Origin of the sequence: Streptomyces sp. CG4 (genome assembly GCF_041080655.1) — a bacterium.
In the GTDB taxonomy this organism is placed as follows: Bacteria; Actinomycetota; Actinomycetes; order Streptomycetales; family Streptomycetaceae; genus Streptomyces.
The window spans coordinates 4,830,871-4,847,475 of sequence record NZ_CP163525.1 but is presented as its reverse complement, the minus strand read 5'-3'; the positions used below and the strand labels follow the sequence as shown (position 1 = coordinate 4,847,475).

14 protein-coding genes are annotated in these 16,605 nt (G+C 68.0%); 11 read left to right on the top strand and 3 right to left on the bottom strand.

Annotation, left to right across the window (positions count from 1 at the left end; translation table 11 throughout):
* The first annotated feature begins 4 nt into the window (after positions 1–4).
* From rfbB to AB5L52_RS21830, 4 genes are read left to right on the top strand one after another with little or no spacing between them, the layout of a single operon-like run.
* A complete protein-coding gene (gene rfbB / locus AB5L52_RS21845; RefSeq protein WP_351577073.1) occupies positions 5–994 on the top strand; it encodes a dTDP-glucose 4,6-dehydratase in 990 nt (329 codons plus the stop codon).
* Positions 991–2,370 carry an NDP-hexose 2,3-dehydratase family protein gene (locus AB5L52_RS21840; protein ID WP_351577076.1) on the top strand — a complete coding sequence of 460 codons (1,380 nt, stop codon included), beginning with the start codon at positions 991–993 and terminating at the stop codon, positions 2,368–2,370. The genes rfbB and AB5L52_RS21840 overlap by 4 nt, the downstream gene beginning before the upstream one ends.
* Entirely contained in the window at positions 2,337–3,407 is a 1,071-nt protein-coding gene (locus AB5L52_RS21835; RefSeq protein ID WP_351577079.1) for a Gfo/Idh/MocA family oxidoreductase, read from the top strand. The genes AB5L52_RS21840 and AB5L52_RS21835 overlap by 34 nt, the downstream gene beginning before the upstream one ends.
* Positions 3,395–4,141, top strand: a complete 747-nt coding sequence (locus AB5L52_RS21830) for an NAD-dependent epimerase/dehydratase family protein (protein ID WP_351577082.1) — start codon at positions 3,395–3,397, stop codon at positions 4,139–4,141. The genes AB5L52_RS21835 and AB5L52_RS21830 overlap by 13 nt, the downstream gene beginning before the upstream one ends.
* Before the next feature lie 110 nt (positions 4,142–4,251).
* On the opposite strand, the gene AB5L52_RS21825 is transcribed toward AB5L52_RS21830, so the two are convergent.
* On the bottom strand, positions 4,252–5,607 hold the full coding sequence (locus AB5L52_RS21825; protein ID WP_369365726.1) for a macrolide family glycosyltransferase: 1,356 nt from the start codon (positions 5,605–5,607) through the stop codon (positions 4,252–4,254).
* 245 nt (positions 5,608–5,852) lie between these two features.
* Here AB5L52_RS21825 and AB5L52_RS21820 point away from each other — a divergent pair, with 245 nt between their 5' ends.
* From AB5L52_RS21820 to AB5L52_RS21810, 3 genes are all read left to right on the top strand, one after another.
* Complete coding sequence (locus tag AB5L52_RS21820; protein WP_351577086.1) at positions 5,853–6,134, top strand: hypothetical protein; 282 nt, start codon at positions 5,853–5,855, stop codon at positions 6,132–6,134.
* A gap of 340 nt (positions 6,135–6,474) precedes the next feature.
* Positions 6,475–9,153: an AAA family ATPase gene (locus tag AB5L52_RS21815; RefSeq protein WP_351577088.1), complete on the top strand. Its 2,679-nt coding sequence runs from the start codon at positions 6,475–6,477 to the stop codon at positions 9,151–9,153.
* A 76-nt stretch (positions 9,154–9,229) separates the two neighbouring features.
* Positions 9,230–9,883: a DUF1707 domain-containing protein gene (locus tag AB5L52_RS21810; protein ID WP_351577091.1), complete on the top strand. Its 654-nt coding sequence runs from the start codon at positions 9,230–9,232 to the stop codon at positions 9,881–9,883.
* Between the two features lie 73 nt (positions 9,884–9,956).
* On the opposite strand, the gene AB5L52_RS21805 is transcribed toward AB5L52_RS21810, so the two are convergent.
* Together AB5L52_RS21805 and AB5L52_RS21800 are read right to left on the bottom strand one after the other, a co-directional pair.
* On the bottom strand, positions 9,957–10,730 hold the full coding sequence (locus tag AB5L52_RS21805) for a class I SAM-dependent methyltransferase (protein ID WP_351577094.1): 774 nt from the start codon (positions 10,728–10,730) through the stop codon (positions 9,957–9,959).
* Between the two features lie 52 nt (positions 10,731–10,782).
* Positions 10,783–11,631: a mycofactocin-coupled SDR family oxidoreductase gene (locus tag AB5L52_RS21800; protein ID WP_351577097.1), complete on the bottom strand. Its 849-nt coding sequence runs from the start codon at positions 11,629–11,631 to the stop codon at positions 10,783–10,785.
* A gap of 302 nt (positions 11,632–11,933) precedes the next feature.
* On the opposite strand from AB5L52_RS21800, the gene AB5L52_RS21795 reads away from it, so the two are divergent.
* Genes AB5L52_RS21795 through AB5L52_RS21780 form a run of 4 tightly spaced genes read left to right on the top strand, consistent with a single transcriptional unit; the run spans position 11,934 to position 16,496 of the window.
* Positions 11,934–13,427 carry an AMP-binding protein gene (locus tag AB5L52_RS21795; RefSeq protein WP_369368948.1) on the top strand — a complete coding sequence of 498 codons (1,494 nt, stop codon included), beginning with the start codon at positions 11,934–11,936 and terminating at the stop codon, positions 13,425–13,427.
* Positions 13,424–14,671, top strand: coding sequence for a type III PLP-dependent enzyme (locus tag AB5L52_RS21790; protein ID WP_351577099.1), 1,248 nt, complete (start codon positions 13,424–13,426; stop codon positions 14,669–14,671). The genes AB5L52_RS21795 and AB5L52_RS21790 overlap by 4 nt, the downstream gene beginning before the upstream one ends.
* Positions 14,668–15,162 (top strand): cobalamin B12-binding domain-containing protein, encoded by a 495-nt coding sequence (locus tag AB5L52_RS21785; protein ID WP_351577102.1) that lies wholly within the window; start codon positions 14,668–14,670, stop codon positions 15,160–15,162. Before AB5L52_RS21790 ends, AB5L52_RS21785 begins: the two co-directional genes overlap by 4 nt.
* Positions 15,159–16,496 (top strand): methylaspartate mutase, encoded by a 1,338-nt coding sequence (locus AB5L52_RS21780; RefSeq protein WP_351577105.1) that lies wholly within the window; start codon positions 15,159–15,161, stop codon positions 16,494–16,496. The genes AB5L52_RS21785 and AB5L52_RS21780 overlap by 4 nt, the downstream gene beginning before the upstream one ends.
* The last annotated feature ends 109 nt before the right edge of the window (positions 16,497–16,605 follow it).

Here is a 16,605-nt window from a genome sequence, read left to right as displayed (position 1 = left end):
AGCGATGAGGATTCTTGTGACCGGGGGGGCCGGCTTCATCGGCTCCAACTTCGTGCGTCACCTTATGAGCGGCCGGTACCCGGAACTCGCGGACGCCTCGGTGGCCGTGCTGGACAGGTTCACCTATGCCGGAAACGAGGCCAACCTCGCACCGGTGGCGGACCACCCCCGCCTCACGGTGGTGCGCGGCGACATCTGTGACGGCCCGCTGGTGGCCAGCCTGATGAGAGGCACGGACCTGGTGGTCCACTTCGCCGCCGAGTCGCACGTCGACCGATCCATCGCCAGCGCCGCGGAGTTCGTTCGTACGAACGTCCTGGGGACCCAGACCCTGCTGCAGGCCGCGTTGGAGGCCGGCACCGGGCGTTTCGTCCATGTATCGACCGACGAGGTGTACGGCACCATCGACCGGGGTGCGTGGACGGAGGACGAGCCGCTTCTGCCCAACTCGCCCTATGCGGCGTCGAAGGCGGCGTCGGACCTGCTGAGTCTGGCCTTCCACCGCACGTACGGTCTCCCGGTGTGCGTGACGCGGTGCTCGAACAACTATGGTCCGTACCAGTACCCGGAAAAGGCCATTCCCCGCTTCGTCACCCGGCTGATGTCCGGACAGACCATCCCGCTGTACGGGGATGGCCTGCATGTACGGGACTGGCTGCATGTCGACGACCACTGCCAGGGCGTCGCCCTGGTCGCCCAGAGCGGAAAGCCCGGCGAGGCCTACAACATCGGCGGCGGCACCGAGTTGAGCAACCGTGCCCTGGTCGGCAAACTGCTCGAACTGTTCGGCGCCGACGAGAGCCGGATCGAGCGGGTGCCGGACCGACCGGGACACGATCGGCGTTACTGCGTCGACATCACCAAGATCTCCAAACAGCTGGGTTACGCCCCCGCGGTCCCCTTCGAGGAGGGACTTGCCCAGACCGTGCGTTGGTACGCCGACCACCGGGGCTGGTGGGAGCCGCTGCGCGCCCGGGCGGAGGCAGGGGTATGAGCCTGCCGCTCGCGCAGAGGGTCGCGCGGTCCTCCGCGACCCTCGCCACACCGACCTCCACCCTCGACGGATTCCGCGAGTGGTGGCACTGGCAGCAGGTGGCCGACGCCTCGCGCGTGCGGAGGATCGCGTTCGACCAGCTGCGCTCGTGGTCCTTCCACGCGGAAACCGGCAACCTCGTGCACGACAGCGGTGGCTTTTACACGATCGAGGGCCTGCGCGTGCACCGGGACTCCGGTCCGGTGCACGCCTGGACCCAGCCTGTCATCCATCAGCCGGAGATCGGGATCCTGGGCCTGGTCGCCAAGGAATTCGACGGGGTACTGCACTTCCTGATGCAGGCCAAGATGGAGCCGGGCAACTTCGGCGGCCTGCAGCTGTCACCGACGGTGCAGGCCACCCGCAGCAACTACCGTAGGCTGCACAGCGGCAGGGCCGTTTCCTACATCGACTACTTCACCGGCGCGCACCGCCCCAGCGTCCTGGCGGACGCCCGCCAGTCGGAACAGGGGTCGTGGTTCTACCGTAAGCGCAATCGCAACGTCATCGTCGAGGTCACCGACGCCGTCGATGTCCTCGACGGCTTCCGTTGGCTCACTCTCGGGCAGTTGCACCATCTGCTGGAATTCGACGACCTGGTCAACATGGACTCCCGCAGCGTGCTGGCATGTCTGCCCTTCGCCTTCGCCGGTGAGCCGGCGGGACAGCGGGAGGTGAGCACCGAGCTGCTCAGCTGGATCACCGAGGCCCGAAGCCGTCACGAGGTGACCGCGGAGCGGATCGCGCTGTCGGAGGTGACGGGCTGGAAGACGCTGCCGGACCGCATCACCCACGAGGACGGCGCCTTCTTCGACATCATCGCAGTCGACGTCACCACGGAGGGACGCGAGGTCCACAGCTGGACCCAGCCCCTGCTGGCTCCACGGGGCGTGGGAGTCGCCGCCTTTCTGGTCCGGCGGACCGAGTCCGGTCCGCACGTTCTCGTCGGCACCCGGGTCGAGGCCGGTGCCGCCGATGTTCTCGAACTGGGACCCACCGTGCAGTGCACGCCGGAGAACTACGTGGTCCTGCCCGGAGGCCCGGAGGTTCCGTTCCTGTCCCACGTGCTCCAGGCCCCGAAGGCGCGGGTGCTCTTCGACACGGTGCTCTCCGAGGAGGGCGGACGTTTCCACCACGCCCGCAACCGCTACATGCTCGTCGAGGTTCCCCCGGAAGCGGAGCTGCCCGAGTCCTCCGACCACCGCTGGGTCGCGATGAGCGAGCTTGCCGGTCTGATCCGGCACAGCCACTACCTCAACGTCGAGGCCCGCACCCTCATCACCTGCCTACAGAAGGTCCTCACGTGCTCGCCCACTCCGCCACAGTACGACCTCTGACCATCGGCGTCCTCGGAACGTCCTCCTTCGCCGGCCGGCGGATGGTGCCCGCGCTGCACGGCTGCCCGGACATCCGTCTCGGGGCTGTCGCGGGTCGGGACGCCGCGCGGGCGGAGCGGACCGCTGCCGCGTGGGGCTGCTCCTTCCACGCGAGCCATGAGGAGCTCTTGGCTCGGCCGGACGTCGACGCCGTCTACGTACCTCTGCCCAACTCCCTGCACGCCGCCTGGGTCCGCCGGGCCCTGCAGAGCGGCAAACACGTGCTGGCCGAGAAGCCGCTGACCACTGATCCCCACGCCACGGCAGAGCTGTTCGACCTCGCTGCCGACAGCGGACTCGTGCTGCGGGAGAACTATGCCTTCGAGCACCACGTCCGTCACCGGACGGCCAGGGACCTCGTCGCGCAGGGATGTATCGGACAGATCCGGCACTTCAGTAGTTCGTTCTGCATTCCCCCGTTGCTCGCTGACGACATCCGCTACCGCGCGGACCTCGGGGGAGGAGCGCTCCTGGACGCCGGGGTATATCCGATCCGGGCCGCCCAGTACTTTCTGGGCGACGATCTCACGGTGGCCGGTGGCGTCCTGCGGTGGGATTCCCATCATGGCGTCGATGTCGGGGGCAGCGCGTTGTTGCGCCGGGCGGACGGTGTCACCGCGGTGCTGACGTTCGGATTCCAGCACCGCTACGGAGCGGAGTACGAGGTGTGGGGCAGTGCCGGGCGCCTGGGCACCGAACGCGCCTTCGCGGTAGGCCCTACCGAGGTGCCGACCCTGCGAGTGGAGGACGGGGACGGGACGCGGCGTACCGAACTTGACGCGCAGGACCAGTACCTGGCCGGCCTGGCCGCGTTCGCTGCGGCCGTGCGTGTGACGGAGGAGTCCGGAGCGGACCCCGACCATGACGTCACGGCGGCGCGGGCACGGCGCACGGCGGAACTCGCCGCCGAAATCGCCCGCATGGCGCGCGCGGCGAGCGGAGAGCGGGAGCCCGGGCAGGTCGGGTCCGGCAGGGCGGTGGACCGATGGAGGTCGTAGGCCGCGGTTTCCTCGCCCGCAATCTCGCCGCCGTTGCGGACCGGCATGCGTACGTGACCGTTCTGGCAGCCGGCGTGTCGACGACTCACGCCACCGCGGAAACGGAGTTCGAGCGGGAACGGAAGCTTGTGGACGAAACGGCGCGCCGCTGCCACCGCACAGGCCGGACCGTGGTGCTCTTCTCCACCGCCTCCTCGTCGATGTACGGGACGACAGATGTGCCGGCGGGCGAGGACGCCGCCGAGCTGTCCGACTCCCGTTACGGTCGGCACAAGCGCCAGGTCGAGGAGGTCGTCGCGGAGTCCGGCGCCCGCTGGCTGGTACTGCGGCCCAGCCACCTGATGGGCGCCGGCCAGCGTCCGCACCAGTTGCTGCCGGCGCTGGTGGACCAGATCAGGTCCGGTCGGGTGCGGGTACACCGGGGAGCGCACCGGGATCTGCTGGACGTCGTGGATCTCGTGACCGTACTGGACGGCCTGCTGACCGCCAACGTGCGGGACGAGATCGTGAACGTCGCCAGCGGGACACCGTCCGCGGTCGAGGACATCGTGCGGGGCGTCGAACGGCGGCTGGGCCGCACCGCCGTGCACGAGACGGTCGACGGTGTCCGGCAGCGCACCCTGGTCTCCGTGGACAAGCTGCGCAAGCTGCTGCCCGAGTTGCCCCTGATCGACGGACTGGGCGGTGACGGCCATCTCGATCGTCTCCTTGACCGGTACGTGCCCTGCTACTGACCCCGGCTCGGGCCCGTCGGCCGGCTGCGCCGCACCCGTGCGCATGGACCCGTGGCCACCACCTGCTCCGGTGGTGGCCACAGGCCCTGTCGCGTGGGTGTGGCCCGATCTCAACCGCGTGAGGCGGCGGCGGACTGCTCCAGGACATCGGCTGCGCGAACGGCGCCGCCCGCCCGGCGAACGGGGTCCTGCATCCCACGCGCCCGCGCCGACGTCTCCGTGTCGGAGAGCAGCTTGACCACAGCGTCGCGCAGTCCCTCAGCGGTGAGGTCCTCCGGCGCGATCACCTCACCGAGCCCGAGGTCGGTCACCCGGCGCCCCGTGGGACGGTCCAGGGGGCTGTGCGGAACCATGACCATGGGCACTCCGGCGCTGAGCGAGTCCATCACGCTGCCCATGCCGCCATGCGTGACGAACGCCTTGGCGTGTTCGAGGACGGCGACGTGCGACACCCAGCGGTGCGCCTCGATGTTGGACGGCAAATCGCCCAGCGCCGCCGGGTCCATGCTGCTGCCCAGGGTGAGGACGACGTGAAAGGATGCGTCGGCGAAGGCCTTGATGCAGGCGTCGAAGAAGCCGGTCGCGTCGCTGAACGTTGCACCGAGCGACACCAGGACCACGGGCATCTCACTGGTCGGCGGCTGCCATTCCCCGAGGAAGCTCCGGTCGCTGATGCACGGGCCGACGAATGAGAACCGCCCGTCGAAGCTCTCGCCGTGAATCTGGAATTCCTTGGGCAGAAAGACGAGGTTCGATTTGGCGATGCTCAGGAAGAACTCGTGAAACGGGACGTCGAGTCCGTGCTCGGCCACCAGCTTGTTGATCGCCTCCACCATGACCGGCGGAGCCGCGTAGTCGGCCACACCACCCGTGTCCGACTCGTCGAAACCGGAGGCGAAGGAGAACTTCTCGTTCTGCGCGAAAGCGGGACAGAGCTGGACGGCCGGCAGCCCCCACTTCCGCTCCAGGATGCGGCCGGCGTGAGAGGTGGCGAAGTCATAGACGACCACATCCGGACGGTCGCCGTCCAAGGCTGCCTCGACGGTGCGGAGCATGGCCGCGCTCTCGTCGATGAGCAGGGTGAGCATGCGGGAGCCCAGGTCCTCGTTGACGCTCTCGAAGTGGTTCAGCGAGCGATATTCGGACGCGTACGGCAGCACAGTGGCCCCAGCGGCGCTGACGGGTGCGGACACCTCCTCGCCGGTGACGAAGGTGACCCGGTGTCCACGACGGGTCAGTTCTTCCACGACGGCCAGATTGGGAAGGATGTGCCCATGGTCGGGAATGACCAGGAAGAGAAAGTGCTGCGCCATGCGGTGTCCAATCTCGTGGATGGGGAAGTTCGGGAACGGCGCGTAACCTCTCGAAGATGCGCCGAATGACTTGGCCCGGACTTTGCGTCCGCCTCGGTGCGGAGTGCAAGATGAATACGCGGTGAAGCTACCGGTGGGGGCAGCCGTCGCCATACCCCTAGCATGCCTTTCTGGGGTGGGTGGACGGTGGGCGGGGGCCGGCGGCGAATTTCCCCGGGACACTGTCCGGAACTCGATGTTTGTGTCGGGCTGACCCGCTAAACCGAGGAACTTGCGGACGGATTAACTTGACTGCGGGGGTAATCAAAGGGTGAGGTATTGGGTACCCACCGTAACTAGTTGCGGATCGGCCTCTGGGGGGTGGCCTTCGGCGCTGTAGCCTCGATGGAAGATTGCATATGAAAAGCGACGATCTCTGGCGGAATGTCCGCCCTGCTCCCGGTGTCGTCGCTTCCGTGGAAAGCGATGGCTCGCTGACGCTGCGCCGCGGTGAGGTGGCTTTCATCTGCGGTCCTGGTGGTGCGGTGATGTGGATCACTCTGCAATGCAACGCTTGGCGGCTCGGTGCCACGGCGCATGAGTTGGGACGCCTGTGGTCGCAGGACGCGCTCTGGGTTCGCGTCAAGCTCGGCTGCTGGGTGGAGGACCTGCTCGAAGTGGGGCTCGTCGTGGAGGTCTGACCCTCGCCCCCTTTGCTTGTAGGGAGCATCGGCCCGCCGCGGAAGTAACTCTGAGTGCGCCATAAACTTGCTGCGTGTGATGTACACTCCCAGCCGTCTGGAGGCTAGGGGTTGCCTTCCTATCAGCGGTTGAAGTGCCTGCGGGACTCCTATAGCATCGCCAGCACGCCTGGTTGGCGTAGTTGAGGTTCCAGAACATCTCTCGACTGGGGGGCTGTGAGATGGCTGTGAGGTTTGATCGGTCGATGATCCGCTACCCCGTCGAGTCAGCCTGATCGGCCCTTCTGGGGGCATTCTGACCAGATTCCCCCTGTGGAGTCGCCGAATCGTGCTGTTCTGCATGAAGATTCGTATCGAATTAACGGGGAACGGTATGGCAATTCTTGAGTTCCGTACTGGAGGTAATAAAGTTGAGGCAGCCATGGTCGATTCCCTCGCCCGGCGGGCGGGGATCGTCCTTATCGAGGGGGCCGCCGGACATGGCAAGAGCGCGTTGCTGCAGCAGGCGGAGCGTGTCGCCGCCTCGCTCGACGCGCTGGTCCTCTCCACGGTCTGCTCGGCTGCTGAACGGGACATCCCCTTCAGTACTCTGCGGCAACTGCTGGTCGGTGTGCGCGAAGGCCTGCTGGACGACTTCGCGTCCGTGGCCTCCGATCCTCAGATCCTTGCGGGCGTGCATGAGTTCTGCGCACAGATCGACGTACTGAGCCGGCGACGGCCCGTGATCTTCTGCATCGACGATATGCACCATGCCGATGAGGCGTCGCTCCAGTACCTCGGCGCTCTGACGCGTGGCGGGCGGGAGCGAGTCCTCCTGGTGATGACCAGGTCGCCCTACTTCGACAGGCCGTACCCCGCATCGATCGACAGCGCGCTCTCCAGGAGCGACATCGAGCGGATCGTCCTGGAGCAGATGAACACCGACGAGGTCGACGATCTCCTGCGGCGGAACCCCGATCTCGCCGGAATCGGCGCCATGCCACGGGAGTTGCGCGAAGCCGCCGGCGGCAACCCGCTGTTGGTCAAGACCCTTCTGGACGAACTGTGCGACGCCGACCCGGCGGCCCACTCCGATCCCGTGCCCTGGGCGGGGACGAGATTCGCGAGGGCCGTGCTGACCTGTTTGCGGCGCAGTGGCTACGCGGCGAAGGAAGTGGCCTGCGCCTATGCCGTGCTGCAGGACGTTCCGGAGCCGGAGAACGTGGCCCATCTGCTGGGGTTGCCCGTCACCACGGTCACCCAAGCGCTCGATGCGTTGAACGCGACCGGCATCATCGTGGGCCTTCGATACCGCCACCCGCGCCTGGCCCGGTTCGTCCTCGAGGCCATGGATCCCGTAGCCCAGGCTCGGTTGCACAGGGACTACGCATCGCTGCTGCACCGGACCGGCGCGCCGATCGGCGATGTCGTACGGCACCTGGAGGCGTCCTACGCGGAAGACCAGGCCTGGCCGGATCTTCCCTGGGCAGCCGACCTGCTGCGCGAGCATGCGGAGCGGCTGGTCGACGAGGACAAGCCCCGGCAGGCGGCTCGTTTCTTCGAGCTGGCGCGGAAAGCCAGTCAGGACCCGGGTCTATGCGCGGCGATAGACCTCCGGCTCGCCGCCATCACCTGGCGGTTCGCGCCCAATATCGCCGAACGACACCTGGCGGCTCCGCTGCGCATGGTCGGCGAGGGCGTGCTGTCGACGGGTCGCATGGACGTACTGGCACGCCTGCTGAAGGCACAGGGTCGCATCGCCGAAGCACGTGACGTGAGCGATCAGCTGGCCGGTCGGCTCGGCGACGCGGACGGTGCCTACGACATCGCGGCACGGCACGACGGAGCCGTGCTATGGGGTATGCCGGAGCAGATCGGCGCGGACCCTGCCGCCCACGAACGCTTCCTCGAGGCCAGCACGCTGTCGGAGTACACCGTGCTGCCCATCGTCCAGGCACTGCGTGCCCTCATGCTGTCGGACCAGTTGGACCGGGTATCCGCCTGGTGCCTGCGGCTCTCCGAGACGGCCGAGGAGCGTGACGCGCCGGGCTGGGTCGCGTTGTTCGCCACACTGCACGGTGAGGCGCTGTTGCGCCTGGGCGACCTGCCCGGGGCCGAGCGATACGCGACCCAGGCCAAGGAAGCTCTGTCCGACGGCTGCCGGTCGGTGTTCGCCGGTGCCGCGCACACGCTCCTCATCCGGGCCCGCACCAGCATGGGCAGCCACGTCGAAGTCGCCCGGATGCTCGACGCACTCGCATCAGAACTGCTGTGCGACACGGTCTTCCGGCCGGGCTACCTGTACGCCCACGGGCAGCACCTGATGGCGCTGGGACAGACGGCAGCAGCCCTGCACGAGTTCCTCGACGCCGGTCGCCTCCTCAAGGCCTGGGACATGGACCGGCCGCTCGCTCTGCCCTGGCGCACCGACGCGGCCGAGGCGCTGATCAAGCTGGGCGAGACCGCGCAGGCCGAGAGACTGATCGAGCAGCAGCTCGCCATGCCCGACGGCTGCCACCCCCGACTGCGCGGGGAGTCCCTGCGCCTCCGCGCGGCCATGGCGGCCACCCCTGAGCAGCAGCAGTCCCTGCTCGAACAGGCCGTCGAGGAACTGCAGCGCGCGGGAGACCGGCTGCAACAGGCCAGGGCCATGGCCGACCTGGGGCGTCTTCTGCAGACGCGGGGGGAGCGGGGCCGGGCCGATTCCCTCAATCGAAGTGCCTGGAACCTTGCCCAGGCGTGCGGCGCCATGGGTTTACAGGAGGAGATTCTGCCCGCTCTGGCCGTGGCGTCCCAGCCCGGTGCGCTCGTTCCCCGTCAGGTCCGGCGCGACGACCGGGGAGCGAGGTTGAGCGAGTCCGAGCAGCGGGTGGCGACGCTCGCCGCACAGGGGTATACCAACCGGGAGATATCCGCTCAGCTGTGGGTGACCGTGAGTACGGTGGAGCAGCACCTGACGAGGGTGTACCGGAAGCTGAGAATCAGCAGAAGGCAGGATCTGCCGGCTGACCTGCAGTTGAAGTGCGTGGAAGGTGCCTGATCGGAGGCGCCGAAGAGCAGTCTCCGTAGCCCAGGAAGGTACGGCGACGGCCTATCCGAGCGATTGAGGTGTGGACATGACGGTGGAGTCGTCGAAGCCGGAGGGCGAGCGTGCCCTGCGGGTGTCGGATGCCGACCGGGAGCACGTGGCGGAGCTGCTGCGGGAGGCTGTTGCCGAGGGACGGCTGGGCATGGACGAATTCGAGGAGCGGCTGGAACGGGCCTACCAGGCTCGTGTCTATGCCGATCTGAACTCGCTCACCAGCGACCTGCCCGCGCCGTGCTCCGGGGTGGTGTCCCACCGTCCGGTGAACGAGTGGGGCTCCCGGATCGGGGGCCGGCGGACGTCGTCCGGCGCCCTCGGCTTCCTCGGCGGCTTCCGCCGTGTCGGACGGTGGACCGTGGGTCGGCGCTTTCGGGCTCTGGCGTTCTGCGGTGGCGGTCAGATCGACTTGCGGGACGCCGACTTCGAGAGCCGGGAGACTGTCTTGCGCTGCTTCGCGATCATGGGAGGCATGCAGGTCATCGTCCCTCCAGGGGTGGATGTGGTGTCCCGCGGTTTCTCACTGATGGGCGGCTTCGGTACCCCGGCGCCCGCTGCTGTGGATCCGACCGCTCCCCGCGTGATCGTCACCGGCTTCACGTTCTGGGGTGGTGTGGGGATCGCGCGTCGGGCCCCTCAGCCGATTCCCGCCGAGCCCGGTACGGACCAGCCGGCGCTCGAGGCCTGAGCCGGGGCGGGCGCCCGCGGGCATTCCCGCGCCGGCGCCCGCCCGCACCTCGAAGGCTCGTGGCGTTCCGGCCTCACTCACCCCACTTCATGTAGATCACCGGCGACTCACGGGGGGCCAGCTGGCGCAGGGACCCGTAGTCGAGGCCGAGCACCTCACGCAGAGCGGTGGTTTCGCCGGGCCACTTGGGGTGGCTCAGCTCGTCGAACGCCAGGATGCTGCCCTTGGTCAGGTACGGCTTGATGGCTTCGAGGAGTTCCTTGGTCGGCTGGTAGAGGTCGAGGTCGAAGTAGGCCATCGCGATGATGGTCTCCGGGTTCTCGGCCAGGTACTGCGGCACGGTCTCCCGCACGTCGCCCTGCACCACGAAGGTACGCTGCGTGTGGCCGAAGGGCTCACCGGCTTCGTGGGCAGCGAGCACCTGGCGCAGGTGGTCCACCTCGCCGTCGGGCACCGCGAACCGGCCCGGCACCGCGCTGGTACTGACGCGGTCCACGTCCTCGATATCGGGGAATCCGGTGAACGTGTCGAAGCCGACGATGCGGCGCAGGGAGTTGTACGGCTCGTAGATGGCGCGCAACGCCGTGAGAGTGGCCAGATGACGCCCGTGCAGGACACCGAACTCCATGATCGTGCCCGGGACCTCGGGCAGCATGCGGTACAGGGCGTCCATGCTGAGCAAATCGGCGAGCTGGTGACGCCGAAGATACACGGGCAAGTTGTCGATCAGGTATTTCGGGGGAATTGGGCTCTCCGAGAACAGCTTGGTGAGCTGCTCACGGACATAACGCTCCTGCTCCGACTCGTGCGGCACAATATTCGGGTCGGTGAACTGCTTCTCGCTCATGAGGTCCTTTTCTAAATTCCGCTCGGTTGCCCGCCGTTGACGTGCTGCGATGTCACAGGCCGAGTTTGACCTGGGCGCCGCCATCTATCTTGAGATGCAGGCCGGTGACATAGCGCGATTCGTCCGAGGCCAGGTACACCACGGCGTGCGAGACGTCGTCCGGGGCGACGTAGGGGATCGGCATCGCCTGGATCCCGGTGAAGACCGGCATCGCGTCCTGCAGCGTCGGGGACTCCTTGTCGGGCAGGAACGCCTGGTACACCGCGTCGTTGAGGAGCATCTCCGTCGCGACGTTCGTCGGGTGGACGGCGTTGACCCGGATGTGCTGGGCGGCGAGCAGCTGGGAGAGCGTGTTGACGTACTCGACGAGCGAGTGCTTCGCGAAGCGGTAGCCGGCGAAACCGGGTCCGGCCTGAGACACGTCGCCGTGCCCCGGCTGGAGCCCCACGATCGAGCCGATGACGACGACGGACGCACCTTCTCCGAGGTGAGGCAGCGCCGCGTGCATCGTGTTGATGGCGCCGGACAGGTTGATGTCGACGGTCTCGGCCCAAGCCGTGATGGGGCGGCCGGCACCGATGGGAAGAATACCGGCATTGGGGATGACGATGTCGAGCCGCCCGAGTTCCGCCACGCCCGCGTCGATGGCGGCGCGCAGCGCCGCACGGTCGCGTACGTCAGCCTTGTGCGTAACGACGCGACGCCCTGCCTTCTCCACGAGACGCGCGGTCTCCTGCAGATCGTCCGCACTGGCCAGCGAATATTCCACAACGGGTATGTCCTCGCAGAGGTCGATCGCGATGATGTCCGCGCCTTCCTCCGCGAGTCGCACGGCGTGGCTGCGACCTTGACCGCGCCCCGCACCGGTTATTACTGCTACTTTTCCTGTCAGTCGGCCCATCGGCCCCCCTTTTTTTGCAGGTGCGCAGTTCGTCGATTCAAATACGTGCTCTCATTATTGGGGAGGCGAGGTCGAATGCAACATGCATCTCACCCCTAATCGTGGGATCGCGGCACCCCTGAGTGGGAGATAGGGGTGGGGGTCGGGCAGGGACTCGCATACCGTGACGCCCGGAGTTTGCGGACCTTATTTTCCCAGGACCGGCCCATGGATTTCAATCGAGGCGGAGGGTGCGAGTGGTCGGCCACGTGCATCTGACAGATGAGAATGACGGAATACGTGTCGAGTCGCCTGTGCAACTCGTGCACCATCTCCTGGACGACGCCGAGGCGGCGGCACCCGACGCCACCGCCGTCCGCGACGCGGACGGCGTCTGGAGCTACCGGCAGCTGGCCTTGTACAGCCGAGCGTTCGCACGCTGGCTGAAGGAACGCGGCGTCCGCCGCGGGGATCGCGTCGCGCTGCAGGTGCCGACCGGCCGCAAGCTGGTCGCCATGTTCTACGGCGCCTCCAGGTGCGGTGCGGTCTTCGTACCGATCAATCCGGCGATGAAGGCATTCCATCTGCGGCATGTTCTGGACAACGCCCAACCCTCCTTGATCGTCGCTGACGAGGCGAGCGCGGACAAGCTGGGCGAAGCAGGCGCCGAGACCGTCGAACAGGTAAGCGATCTGTGGGCCCGTGTCGAGGAACTGAAGTCCCTCGGGGCCGACTTCACCGACCCGGACGTACGGCCCGACGACGTGGCCACGTTCGTCTACACCTCGGGTTCGACGGCGGTGCCCAAGGCCGTCGTCTGTCCGCACGCCCAGGTGACCTTCGCCACCCGCGCGCTGACCCGGGCTCTCGGCTATCGCAGCGACGACGTCGTGCTGTGCCGCTTTCCGATGTCGTGGGACTACGGGCTCTACAAGGTGCTGATGACCTGCGCCGTCCGCTGCGAGGTCGTCCTGGCCGAGAGGGATTCGGATCTGACGATCCTGCGCCGGATGCGGGAGCTGGGCGTCACTGTCGTCCCGCTCGTTCCCTCGTTCGCCACCATGATCGTCACCCTGGCCACGCGGGAAGGGGGCGAGCAGGCGCCGGTGCGGATGTTCACCAACACGGGTGCTGCCCTGCCCAAGGCCACCATGGAAGCGCTTCGCGCACACTTCCCCGGCGCCCGAGTGGTGCGCCAGTACGGCCAGACGGAGGCCAAACGCATCACCGTCATGCCACCTGAGGAGGACACGGAACGCCCGGGTTCCGTGGGACTGCCACTGCCGGGGACCCAGGTGGTGATTCTTGACGCCGAGGGGGATCCCGTTCCCGTCGGCGAGGTGGGTGAGATCGTCGCCGCCGGACCGCACGTCATGCCCGGCTACTGGAGGACACCGGAAGCCACCGCTGGCGCCTTCCGTCCTGACCCCGTCACAGGCCGGCTTCGCCTGCATACCGGTGACTACGGCCGGTTCGACACCGACGGCTACCTCTACTTCGAGGGACGCCGCGACGACATGTTCAAGCGCAAGGGAATCCGCATGAGTACGACGGAGATCGAGGCCGCCGCGCTCGACGTGCCCGGTGTCCGCGCGGCAGCCGCGGTTCCCCCCGGCGAGACGCACGACCTGGTGCTGTTCGCGGAGTGCGACCTGGATCCCGGGGCGCTGCGCAAGGAACTGGCCCGGCGCCTGGAGCCGGCGAAGGTGCCCGCCGTCTTCCGGGTCCTCGAGACCTTCCCGCTCACCCAGCACGGCAAGAACTCCCGGCAGGAACTCCTGCGGTTGCTCGACCTGCTCGACGGAGGGGCGAAGTGAGCGGTACGCCTTTCGACCCGGACCGACTGGCCTCGGTGTACGGCACTCCGCTGTACGTGTACGACCTCGACCGGGTCCGCGCCGCACGGCGGGACCTGTTCGCCTGGCTGCCGGACGGCTTCGAGGTGTTCTACGCCTTCAAGGCCAACCCGCATCCCGACCTCGCCCGCGCGCTGCGTGACGGTGACGGACCTGCCTGCAAGGCGGAGATCAGTTCGACCGGTGAGCTGGCCGCCGCGCGTGAGGCGGGCTTCGCGGGCGCCGACATGCTCTACACCGGTCCTGGTAAGACCCCCGGCGAGTTGGCCGAGGCCCTCGCCGCCGGCGTGGGCGCCTTCTCCGCGGAATCCCCGTCCGACCTGCGTCACATCGGTGCTGCCGCGCTGGCCCAAGGCAAGGTCGCCGACTGTCTGCTGCGGATCAACAGTGCCACGGCCAGCGCCACCACCAGCATCCGGATGACCGGCACACCCACCCAGTTCGGCATCGACAGCGAGACGGTCGCCGACCTCGCCGACGAAATACGGCGCACACCGGGCACCCGGGTGATCGGTCTGCACCTCTTCTCCCAAAGCAACGCCCGCGACGAGGACGCGCTGATCAGCGAGCTCTCCCACACCCTCGCCGTGGCCGCCGCCGTTCAGAACGACCTCCAAATCCCGCTTCGACTCCTCGACATCGGGGGCGGGTTCTCGGTCCCCTACGCCCAGCACGGGGAGCGGGCACGCTATCCGAAACTGAGGGGCGAACTCGAGGCCGCCCTGGACCTGCACTTCCCGCGGTGGCGCACCGGCACCCCCCGGCTGGCCGTGGAGTCGGGCCGCTACCTGGCCGGTGACAGCGGCACGCTCATCGCCCGCGTCAGCAATGTCAAGGTCAGCCGCGGCAAGAAGTTCGTCGTCCTTGACGCGGGCATCAACACCTTCGGCGGCATGTCCGGGCTGGGCCGCCTCCTGCCGGTCTCGGTCCAGGTCGCCGGTGGCACGGCGACCGAGACGGCCACGCTGGCCGGGCCGCTGTGCACCCCCGGCGACATCCTGGGCCGACAGATCGAGGTCCCGGCCGGCCTGGCGCCGGGTGACCTGGTGCGTGTGGCGAACGCCGGCGCCTACGGTCCCACGGCCAGCCTGCTGATGTTCCTGGGACGTCCGGCACCGGCCGAGGTCACCGTCAGCGGCGGAGCGGTAGTGTCCGCGACGCGCCTCGAGCACGTGCGGCAGCCCGTGACGGAAGCGGGCCGGTGAACGCGGAAGCGGTGCCCGTGCGCGGCACGCCACCCGAGCGGAGCCGAGGAACCGTGATCGTCTCCTCGCTGGCCTCCGACGCGCACACCTGGAATCTCGTCTACCTACAGCTTCTCATCGAGGAATGCGGGTACGACGTGGTCAATCTCGGTCCCTGTGTGCCCGATGAGCTGCTGGTCGCCGAGTGCGCCGCCCTCGCCCCCGAGATGGTGGTGATCAGCAGCGTGAACGGTCACGGCTATCAGGACGGGCTCCGCGCCATCCAGTTGCTGCGTGCCTGCGAGGAACTCACGCGGGTCCCCGTCGTGATCGGAGGCAAGCTCGGCACCAACGGCTCCGAGGGCGACAACCGGGTGCGGGAGCTCATCCGAGCCGGATTCGACGCGGTCTTCGAGGACGGTCAGGACCCCATCGCCGCCTTCCGCGGTTTCCTGGCCTCCATGCCACGGGCCGGACTGCCCGATCCGAGCCCGCTCAGGATCGGCGCATGACGGACGACCTTCCGTTGCCCGACACAGGTGCCGGGTTCCCGGTCCCGGTGGACTTCGGGGCGTTCGTACGTCACAGGGGAGTCCGCGACCGCCTTGTCGTCCAGCCGCGTATGGGTTTCGGCGATCCGGTCAGTATGCGGCGTGGGTTGCTCGCGACCAAGCACGCCGCTGCCACCACGGTCGGCACCCTCACCCTCGACAGCTACACGAGGGTGGGAAACCTGGCCGCGGCGGAGAAGGCCCTGCGGGACGGTACGGACCTCAATGGCTACCCCCTGGTCAACCATCCCCCCGCCACCACGGCCGCACTGCTCGACGGCGTCCGTGACGCCGGCTTCCCGGTCCAGGTGCGCCATGGTTCCGCCGTGCCCATGGACATCTTTCGCGCCCTGACCCGGCTGGGGTTGAACGCCACCGAGGGCGGCCCGGTGTCGTACTGCCTGCCGTACGGTCGCACACCCCTGGCCGATTCCGTGGGCAACTGGCGCCAGTGCTGCGAGATGTACTCCTGGCTGCGCGAGGCAGGCGTCGAGCCGCACTTGGAAACCTTCGGCGGCTGCATGATGGGCCAGCTGTGTCCCCCCTCGCAGCTCGTCGCGATCAGCCTGCTCGAAGCGCTCTTCTTCGCCCAGCACGGCATCCGCTCCCTGTCCCTGAGCTATGCACAGCAGACCGATCCCGCGCAGGACCACGAGGCCGTACTGGCGCTGCGCCGCCTGTGCGCCGAACTGCTGCCCACGTCGAACTGGCATATCGTCGTCTACGCCTATATGGGGGTCTATCCGCAGACACCCCAAGGCGCCCGGCGCCTGCTCGGACAGGCCGCCGCGCTCGCCGTCACCACCGGTGCGCCGCGCCTGATCGTCAAGACGGTCGTCGAAGCCCACCGCATTCCGACCGTCGCGGAGAACGTGCAGGCGCTCGAGTACGCGGGCGCCGTGGCCCGGACGGTGTCCCCGGAAGTCTCGCCCGGCTGTGAACGTGCCGAGTCACAGACCTACGCGGAGGCCCGGGCACTGGTCGAGAGGGTGCTCGACCTGCACGACGACCTCGGCGCGGCTCTGTTGGCGGCGTTTCGCCGCGGCTACCTCGACGTCCCCTATTGCGTCCACCCCGACAATGCCGGCCGGGCGCGCAGCCGTATCGACCCCGACGGCCGGCTGCGCTGGAGCGAACTGGGAAATCTGCCGCTACAGGGCATCGCCGAGCCGACCAGGACCCGCGGGACCAGCTCGGCCGACCTGCTCAGGGACCTCTACCACCTGCGCTCCGTCTACGACGACCCCGCCCAGCCATGGTCCGCGGAGCCGGCCCTGAATGAAGGGCCAGGGTAGGGGCGGAATAGGGGTCGGGGAGTCTTTGTGGAGCCTTTGTGCCCGACCTAGAGTCGCAAGTCCGGTCCTGTCACCGGTCATTCACCGAGCCCAGTTTTCTGTGACGTCA

Excerpts from the sequence above, each read along its gene's own strand:
- rfbB (WP_351577073.1), top strand. The coding sequence starts at position 5 with ATGAGGATTCTTGTGACCGGGGGGGCCGGCTTCATCGGCTCCAACTTC.
- AB5L52_RS21805 (WP_351577094.1), bottom strand. The coding sequence starts at position 10,730 with ATGAGCGAGAAGCAGTTCACCGACCCGAATATTGTGCCGCACGAGTCG.
- AB5L52_RS21840 (WP_351577076.1), top strand. The coding sequence starts at position 991 with ATGAGCCTGCCGCTCGCGCAGAGGGTCGCGCGGTCCTCCGCGACCCTC.
- AB5L52_RS21830 (WP_351577082.1), top strand. The coding sequence starts at position 3,395 with ATGGAGGTCGTAGGCCGCGGTTTCCTCGCCCGCAATCTCGCCGCCGTT.
- AB5L52_RS21780 (WP_351577105.1), top strand. The coding sequence starts at position 15,159 with ATGACGGACGACCTTCCGTTGCCCGACACAGGTGCCGGGTTCCCGGTC.
- AB5L52_RS21800 (WP_351577097.1), bottom strand. The coding sequence starts at position 11,631 with ATGGGCCGACTGACAGGAAAAGTAGCAGTAATAACCGGTGCGGGGCGC.
- AB5L52_RS21815 (WP_351577088.1), top strand. The coding sequence starts at position 6,475 with ATGAAGATTCGTATCGAATTAACGGGGAACGGTATGGCAATTCTTGAG.
- AB5L52_RS21825 (WP_369365726.1), bottom strand. The coding sequence starts at position 5,607 with ATGGCGACGGCTGCCCCCACCGGTAGCTTCACCGCGTATTCATCTTGC.
- AB5L52_RS21810 (WP_351577091.1), top strand. The coding sequence starts at position 9,230 with ATGACGGTGGAGTCGTCGAAGCCGGAGGGCGAGCGTGCCCTGCGGGTG.
- AB5L52_RS21820 (WP_351577086.1), top strand. The coding sequence starts at position 5,853 with ATGAAAAGCGACGATCTCTGGCGGAATGTCCGCCCTGCTCCCGGTGTC.